The sequence below is a fragment of the Corallococcus llansteffanensis genome (assembly GCF_003612055.1).
In the GTDB taxonomy this organism is placed as follows: Bacteria; Myxococcota; Myxococcia; order Myxococcales; family Myxococcaceae; genus Corallococcus; species Corallococcus llansteffanensis.
Window position 1 is genome coordinate 1 of sequence record NZ_RAWB01000474.1, and the last position, 7,723, is coordinate 7,723.

Here is a 7,723-nt window from a genome sequence, read left to right on the forward strand (position 1 = left end):
CCCGTGGCCCGGAGGCCACGGTCGCCCATGGCCCACGCTTTGCTGGTACTGGTAGCCGACAGCGACGCTGGACGGTGTGGAGGTGTGCACGTGGAGCAAGTCGGTGGCGGGCCCGGTGACGCGGTGCACTCCTCGTGGTTGGAGCTGAGCGCATCCCACCTCAAGCACAACGTGGCGGCCTTCCGCGCGTTGGAGTCCTCGGGCCCCACGCCCCGGGCGCTGGGCGTGGTGCTCAAGGGCAATGCCTACGGCCACGGGCTCGCGCAGGTGCTGCCCCTGGTGCACGCGGGCGTGGACGTCCTCTACTTCATCGCCCCCCAGGACGCGCTCACGGTGCGCGCGTACGAGGCCGCGCACGGCCTGCCTCCCCGGCAGGTGCTGGTGCTGGGCGCGGTGGCCCCCGAGGAGGCCGTCGTCCTGGCGCGCCAGGGCATCGACGTGGTGGTGGCGGACGGCTCCTGGGCGGACGCGGTGACGGGCCTGCGCGCGGCGAAGCTGCCACGCCCCCTGCGCGTGCACGTCCACGTGGACACGGGCCTGGGCCGCGAGGGCTTCACGTTGGATCAGCTCCCGAACCAGACGCGCTTCCTCGCGGACGCGCCGGACGTGTTCGACACCGTGGGCGTGCTCAGCCACTTCGCCAACACGGAGGACGTGACGGAGCAGGGGTACGCGCTCGCGCAACTGGACGCGTTCGAGACCGGCATCGCGCGGCTGACCGAACAGCTGAAGCCCGCAAGGCCCCTGCAGCGCCACATCGCCGCGAGCGCCGCGGCGCTGGTGCTGCCCCGCGCCCGCTACGAATCGTCGCGGGTGGGCATCTCCCTCTATGGCCTGTGGCCCTCGCCGGAGACGCGGCTGTCGGCGCGGCTGGTGCTGGGCACGCTGCCGGTGCTCAAGCCGGTGCTGTCGTGGCGGTGCAGGAGCCAGGTGGTGAAGTGGCTGCCCGCGGGCAGCTACGTGGGCTACGGCTGCACGTACCGCTGCTCGGAGCCCACGCGGCTCGCGGTGCTGCCGGTGGGCTACTACGACGGCTACCCGCGCCTCGCGTCCGGCAAGGCGCACGTGCTGGTGAACGGGCGCAGGTGCGCGGTGCTGGGCCGCGTGATGATGAACCACCTGATGGTGGACGTGACGCACGCCACGGCGGACGAGCGCCCGGTGACGGCCACGCTCCTGGGCCGCGACGGTGAGGAGTCCGTGTCCGCCGAGTCCCTGGCCGGCTGGGCCCAGACCATCCACTACGAGCTGCTCACCCGCCTGGGCGCGCACCTGCGCCGCGTCGTCGTGGAGTAGGCGTCACGGCGTCACACCTTGGGGGCTGACTCCGGCGCGGGCCCTGACGTCAGGCCGGGCGACGGCGCCGTCACCAGCGCCGCGGGCGGCTGCACCTTCCAGCGGCGGTGCAGCCACAGCCACTGCTCCGGATGCCGGCGGATGGCGCGCTCCAGCGCCGCCGTCACGCGGGCCGTGTGCTCGGTGATGGGGTCCGCGAACTCGCCGGGCTTCGGCGCGGGGATGGGGCCCTCCACCTCCAGCCGGAAGCGCGCGCCAGGGCCCGGAGGACGCACGCCCATCACCACGAACACCGGCGCGCCCGTGCGCTCGGCGGCCACCGCCATCGCGGGCGTGGTGGACGCGAGCCGCCCGAAGAAGGGCACGAACACCGCGGCCTTCGCGGGCAGCGCCTGGTCCAGCAGCATGAACGCGGACTCGCCCCGGTTCACCGCGTCGGTGATCTCCTGGATGGCGCCCTTGGGATAGATGAGCCCCGCGCCCGCGCCCAGCCGGTTCTCCGCGATGCGCGTGTTGAGCGCGCCCTTGAGCGGCCGCACCAGCGCGTTGAGCGGCACACCGAAGCGGATGAGCATCTGCCCCACCAGCTCCCAGTTGCCGAAGTGCGCCGTCGCCAGCAGCACGCCCTTGCCCGTGGCCACGTGCGCCTTGAGCGCCGCCCACGCCTCCTCGCCCTCGATGCCCTGCTTGTCCCAGTCCGGCGTCATCCGGTCGCCCGCCGGCAGCGACTCCACCACCACGCGCGCCATGGTGATGTACGCGCCGCGCGCGATGGCGCGACGCTCCGCCTCGCTCTTCTCCGGCATCGCCTGCGCCAGGTTGTCGAGCGCGACCTTGCGGCGGATGCCCAGCGTGTACGCCAGGTTCCCCACGAAGCGCGCCAGCGCGTCACGCGCGGCGGGGGACAGCGCCGTGAGCAGCGCCCAGACGCCGCGCGTCAGCAGCGCCACGATGGGGCCGGGCGGCTCGCCGATGATGCGGCGCAGGTGCTCCGGAGGCTTCTTCCCCTCGGGCGAGGTGTTGATTTGCGATGGGGGCGGATGCGAGGAGACAGGGGCGGACACGGCCGCGCACTCCACCCCGAACACGACCTGACAGCAAGGCCACGCACCGCTTGCACGACGCTACCTTGCCTGCCCGCTCTTACGACACACTGCGCGGCCATGCCCAACCTGCTCCGTCCGGTGGCCCTGGCCGCCGTCACCTTCCTCGCGGCCTGCGGTGCCCGACAGGGCGCTGCTCCCGCTCCTGGTGCTGTTGAAACGCAGCCCGTCTCCGCGCCTGCCGCGCAGGCCGCGCCCACGCCGCCCGCGCTGCGGCTGCCGGACGACGTGCGGCCCACGAACTACGCCATCGTGTTGAAGATGGATCCGAAGGTCGCGACCTTCGAAGGCACCGTCGACATCGCCCTGGACGTGAAGAAGGCCACGCAGGTGGTGTGGCTGCACGGCAAGGGCCTCATCGTGAAGGAGGCCACCGTCGAACAGGGCGGCGTCAAGCAGCCGGTGAAGCCGTCGTCGGCGGGCGAGGACTTCCTCGGCCTGTCGCTGGAGAAGCCGCTGGTCGTGGGCGGCGCGAAGCTGCACCTCGTCTACACGGGCACCGCGTCCGAGCGGGAGACCTCCGGCGCCTTCCGCGTCAACGAGGGCGGGGACTGGTACGTCTACACTCAGTTCGAGCCCCTGGGCGCCCGCCGCGCGTTCCCGTCCTTCGACGAGCCCGGCTTCAAGGTGCCCTGGCAGCTCACCTTCCACGTGCCCGAGGGCAACGTGGCCGTCACCAACACGCCGCAGCTCGCGGAGGAGGCCGGCGCGCAGGGCTGGCGCATCTTCCGCTTCGCGCCCACGCAGCCCTTGCCCAGCTACCTCATCGCCTTCGGCGTGGGCCCCTTCGACTTCCTGCCCGCGCGGGACGCGGGGCAGAAGCATGTGAAGACGCGCATCATCACCCCGCGCGGCCGGGCCAGCGAGGGCGCGTGGGCCGCGAAGGTGACGCCGGACATCCTGGAGCGCCTGGAGGCGTACTTCGGCATCCCTTACGCGTTCGAGAAGCTGGACGTGCTCGCCGTGCCGCTGATGGGCGGCGCGATGGAGAACCCGGGCCTCGTCACCTTCAACTCGCGCCTCATCCTCGCGAAGCCGGAGGAGGACTCGGTGCGCCGCCAGCGCGCGTTCGCGAGCGTGCAGGTGCACGAGCTGGCGCACCAGTGGTTCGGCGACCTCGTGACGATGGCGTGGTGGGACGACCTGTGGCTCAACGAGTCGTTCGCCTCGTGGATGGAGCCGCGCATCGTGGAGACGTGGCAGCCCACCTGGGACGCGGCGGTGGAGCGCGTGCAGGAGCGCAACGGGGCGCTGGACTCCGACAGCGCCGTGTCCGCGCGCTTCATCCGGCAGCCCATCCGGGACTCGGGCGACATCCAGAACGCCTTCGACGGCATCACCTACGGCAAGGGCAGCGCGGTGCTGGCGATGACGGAGGCGTGGCTGGGCCGGGACGTCTTCCAGAAGGGCATCCAGCGCTACCTGCGCGCGCACGCGGGCCGCAACGCCACCGCGAAGGACTTCCTGACGGCGCTGTCCGAGGAGTCCGGCAAGGACGTGGCCGCGGTGATGAACAGCTTCCTGGACCAGACGGGCGCGCCCTTCATCACCGCGACGCTCCTGTGTGACGGCGGCAAGCCGCGCGTGGGCCTGTCCCAGCAGCGCTACGTGCGCCTGGGCTCGAAGCCGCCCGCGCCGCAGCTGTGGAAGGTGCCGGTGTGCGTGAAGTATCCGGGCGCCTCCGGCAAGGACGTCACCGCGTGCACGCTGATGACGGAGGAGAAGGCGGAGCTGGCGCTGACGGACGCGAAGGCGTGCCCCGCGTGGGTGTTCCCCAACGCGGACGGCGCGGGCTACTACCGCGTGCGGCTGGCGGAGGACACGCGCGCGAAGCTGATGAAGGCGGGCCTGACGAAGCTGTCGCGCGCCGAGCGCGTGGTGCTGCTGGGCGACTCGCTGGCGCTGGCCCAGGCGGGCGTGCTGCCCTCGGCGGACGCGCTGTCGCTGCTGTCGCGCGTCGCGGAGGAGCCGGACCGGCAGGTGCTGGAGGCGGGGTTGGACCTGCTGACGCTGATGTCTCCGAGGATGTTGACCGAGGCCCAGAAGCCGGAGCGCACCCGCTTCATCCGCGACACCTTCGGCGCGCGCGCGCGCAAGCTGGGCTTCAAGGCGCGTCCGGGGGAGAGCGAGGACACGCGCCTGTTGCGCCCGCGGCTCCTGGAGCTCGCCGGCAACGAGGGCGAGGACCCCAAGCTCATCGCCGAGGCGCGCGCGCTGGCGGACCAGTGGCTGAAGGACCGGCGCGCGGTGGACGTGGAGGTGGTGGATCCGGTGCTCTCCATCGCCGCGAAGCACGACCCCGCCCTGGGCACGAAGCTGCGCGAGGCGCTGCGCACGGAGAAGGACCGCTTCCAGCGGCAGCAGCTGCTGGGCGGCCTGGGCAACCTCCGGGACGCGCAGCAGGTGGAGGAGAACCTGAAGCTGCTCCTGGACCCCCAGCAGGACATCCGGGAGAACCTGTGGCTGCTCTTCGGGGCCTCGCGGAGCGCGAGCAGCCGGCCCGTGGCCTACGGCTTCGTGAAGACCCACTACGACGCCCTGGTGGGCACCGAGGGCAAGCCCGGCCTGCTGCCGGAGGGCATGGACAGCCGGCTGACCTTCATCGGGATGGGGGCGTGCGACGCGGGCGAGCGCCAGGACCTGGAGGCCTTCTTCGGTCCTCGCAGCAAGAAGGTGCCCGGCGCCGAGCGCCACTTCCAGCAGGCGCTGGAGAACGTGGACCAGTGCCTCGCGCTGAAGGAGGCCCAGGGCTCAAGCCTCCAGTCCTTCCTGTCCGGGACGCCCGCGAAGCCTGTCCCGGCGCCGCCCTCGCCCCGCTAGACGTCTGACATTGAGTTGTCTGTCATTGAAACGACGCCAGGCCCGCGGACGCTGACGTCCCGCGGGCCCGGTTCGAGGACTTGAGCGGCGGCCTGGGGTTACTTCCGGCCGCGCGTCATGAAGGACATCAGGGCCTCGCGGGCCTCGTCGGAGTGGAGGCGCTGGATGAACTCCACGCCTTCGCGCTTGAGGGTCTCCTGCACCTGCTCGCGCAGGGGGCCCCGGATGAGGCGCTTGGTCACCTTCAGCGCCTCCATGGGGCGCGCGGCGAGCGAGCGGGCGCGCTCGGTGGCGACCTCCTTGAGCTGCGCCTCCGGGACGGCCTTGTTGATGATGCCGGCGCGCAGCGCGGTCTCCGCGCTGAACGGGTCGCCGAACATCAGCAGCTCCGACGCGAGCGCGAAGCCCGCCATGCGCGGCAGCAGCAGGCTGCTGGCGCCCTCGGCGCACAGGCCCAGGTTGACGAAGGGCATGCTGAAGCGCGCCTTCTCCCCGGCCACCACGTAGTCACAGTGCAGGAGCATGGTGGTGCCGATGCCCACCGCCGCCCCCTCCACCGCGGCCAGCACCGGCTTCTCCATGCTGGACAGGGCGCGCAGGTAGCGGAACACCGCGCTGTCCTCGCCCGCGGGCGGGTGCTCCACGAAGTCGCCAATGTCGTTGCCCGCCGTGAACGCGCCGCCCGCGCCGGACAGCAGCACCACCCGGATGTCGTCCCGGCGGTCCGCCTCCTGGAGGGCGGCGGTGGCGGCCTCGTACATGGCGTGGGTGAAGGCGTTCTTCTTCTCCGGCCGGTTGAAGGTGACGGAGAAGACCCCGGCGTCGAGCTGCGTCAGAAGCGTGTCGGACATGGCCGGGCAGACTAACGCGCGTCGGGGCGCAGTGCGCGCAAGAGCAGCGGGGCCAGCGTCACGACCTGGTGGGGAAAGGGCAGGCCCTGTCGGGGCTCCACACTGTCCGTGCTCACCAGCCGCTTGACGGGCACGCCGTGCAGGCGCTCCAGCGCGGGGCCCACCAGCAGCGCGTGCGTGGTGGCGAGGATGAAGTCGTCCACGCACCCCTCGCCCCGCAGCTCCTTCGCCGCCGCCGCCAGCGTGCCGCCGGTGGAGATCATGTCGTCCACCAGGATGGGCCGCATGCCGCGCACCTGGCCCAGCAGGCCCAGCGTCTCCACGTCGTTGCCGCTCAGCCGCGCCTTGTGCACCACCGCCCACGGGCGGCCGAGCAGCTTCGCCAGCGCCTCCGCGCGCTTCACCGCGCCCAGGTCCGGCGCCACCACCACGGAGGTGTCGGACACGAAGGGGCGCAGTGCCTCGGCCAGCAGGGGCAGCGCGGACAGGTGCTCCAGCGGCGCGCCGAAGCAGCCCTCCAGCGCCGGGTTGTGCAGGTCCACCGTGAACACGCGCTCGAAGCGGCCGTGCGACAGCAGGTCCGCCACCAGCCGTCCGCCCAGGGGCTCGCCGGCCCGGGCGCGCCGGTCCTGGCGCGCGTAGCCCACGTAGGGAATCACCGCCTCCAGCGAGGCCGCGCCCGCGCGCCAGCACGCGTCCGCGAGCAGCAGCAACTCCAACAGGTGCTCCCCCACGGGCGGGGTGGATGTCTGGAGGACGACGACGCGGCGACCCCGGATGGCGTCCGGGGGCACCTCGATGTGCAGCTCCCCGTCCGGGAAGCGCTCCATCTTGGTGGCCACCGGTTCGATGCCGAACGCCTGGGCGAGCGCACGGCCGAGGTGGGGACTGGCACTGCCGACGACGAGGGCGGGTTCCGTCATGGGTCCCCACCCTAGCGCGGCTTCCCGCCGTGGCGCCCTGGCCTCCCGGGCACCCCGGCAGGAGAGCCGTTGACTGTGTCTTCGCCGCCACGGTCCCCGGGGACGCGCACCTTGCGTGAGGAGGCCATCCAATGCGTTTCCGGGACAGGGCAGACGCGGGGCAGAAGCTCGCGGGGGTGCTGGCGCCCTACCGCTCCGCGGACGTGTGCGTGCTGGGGCTGGCGCGCGGCGGGCTGCGCGTGGCGTTCGAGGTGGCCCGCGCGCTGGAGGCACCGCTGGACCTGTGGGTGGCGCGCAGGGTGCGGGTGACGGTCCCCGGCCGCCGCCTGACCCTGGGCGCGGTGACCGAGGGCGGTGGGATGTACCTGGATGTGCAGGCCGTGCCCCAGTCGCCCCTGTCCGGGGCCTCGCTCCAGGCCTTCGTGCGCGACGAGCTGGAGGACGTGGAGCGGCAGGCCCGGCAGCTGCGCGGCGGTCCGACCCCCGCCGTGCGGGGCCGCACCGTGCTGCTGGTGGATGACGGGATGGTGACGGGCTCCACCGTGGCCGCGGCGCTCCTGGCGCTGCAGCAGTCGGGCGCGCGCCAGCGCATCGTGGCCGTGGGGGTGGCGACGCCGCGCGCGCTGGAGCTCATCCGGGGCCGCGCGGACGCGGTGCACGCGCTGACGCTGGACGCCGGGCTGCGCGAGGTGGCGGAGGCCTACGGCTCCTTCCCCGCGCTGTCGGAGGA

6 protein-coding genes are annotated in these 7,723 nt (G+C 72.8%); 3 read left to right on the forward strand and 3 right to left on the reverse strand.

Annotated features, from left to right (window positions below):
• The first annotated feature begins 27 nt into the window (after positions 1-27).
• Positions 28-1,296 (forward strand): alanine racemase, encoded by a 1,269-nt coding sequence (alr, locus tag D7V93_RS32340; protein ID WP_120647048.1) that lies wholly within the window; start codon positions 28-30, stop codon positions 1,294-1,296.
• A gap of 11 nt (positions 1,297-1,307) precedes the next feature.
• On the opposite strand, the gene D7V93_RS32345 is transcribed toward alr, so the two are convergent.
• Positions 1,308-2,360, reverse strand: coding sequence for a lysophospholipid acyltransferase family protein (locus D7V93_RS32345; RefSeq protein ID WP_244237651.1), 1,053 nt, complete (start codon positions 2,358-2,360; stop codon positions 1,308-1,310).
• Between the two features lie 99 nt (positions 2,361-2,459).
• Between D7V93_RS32345 and D7V93_RS32350 the strand changes: the two genes are divergently transcribed.
• On the forward strand, positions 2,460-5,219 hold the full coding sequence (locus D7V93_RS32350; protein ID WP_120647049.1) for a M1 family metallopeptidase: 2,760 nt from the start codon (positions 2,460-2,462) through the stop codon (positions 5,217-5,219).
• Between the two features lie 98 nt (positions 5,220-5,317).
• On the opposite strand, the gene D7V93_RS32355 is transcribed toward D7V93_RS32350, so the two are convergent.
• Both D7V93_RS32355 and D7V93_RS32360 read right to left on the reverse strand, forming a co-directional pair.
• Complete coding sequence (locus D7V93_RS32355; RefSeq protein ID WP_120647050.1) at positions 5,318-6,070, reverse strand: enoyl-CoA hydratase; 753 nt, start codon at positions 6,068-6,070, stop codon at positions 5,318-5,320.
• An 11-nt stretch (positions 6,071-6,081) separates the two neighbouring features.
• The gene (locus tag D7V93_RS32360) at positions 6,082-6,993 is read right to left on the reverse strand and encodes a ribose-phosphate diphosphokinase (protein WP_120647051.1); all 912 of its coding nucleotides are present in this window, start codon (positions 6,991-6,993) and stop codon (positions 6,082-6,084) included.
• A 131-nt stretch (positions 6,994-7,124) separates the two neighbouring features.
• Here D7V93_RS32360 and D7V93_RS32365 point away from each other — a divergent pair.
• Positions 7,125-7,723 (forward strand): phosphoribosyltransferase (locus D7V93_RS32365; RefSeq protein ID WP_120647052.1); only part of this gene is annotated, 599 nt, incomplete at its 3' end.

Excerpts from the sequence above, each read along its gene's own strand:
- alr (WP_120647048.1), top strand. The coding sequence starts at position 28 with ATGGCCCACGCTTTGCTGGTACTGGTAGCCGACAGCGACGCTGGACGG.
- D7V93_RS32355 (WP_120647050.1), bottom strand. The coding sequence starts at position 6,070 with ATGTCCGACACGCTTCTGACGCAGCTCGACGCCGGGGTCTTCTCCGTC.
- D7V93_RS32360 (WP_120647051.1), bottom strand. The coding sequence starts at position 6,993 with ATGACGGAACCCGCCCTCGTCGTCGGCAGTGCCAGTCCCCACCTCGGC.
- D7V93_RS32350 (WP_120647049.1), top strand. The coding sequence starts at position 2,460 with ATGCCCAACCTGCTCCGTCCGGTGGCCCTGGCCGCCGTCACCTTCCTC.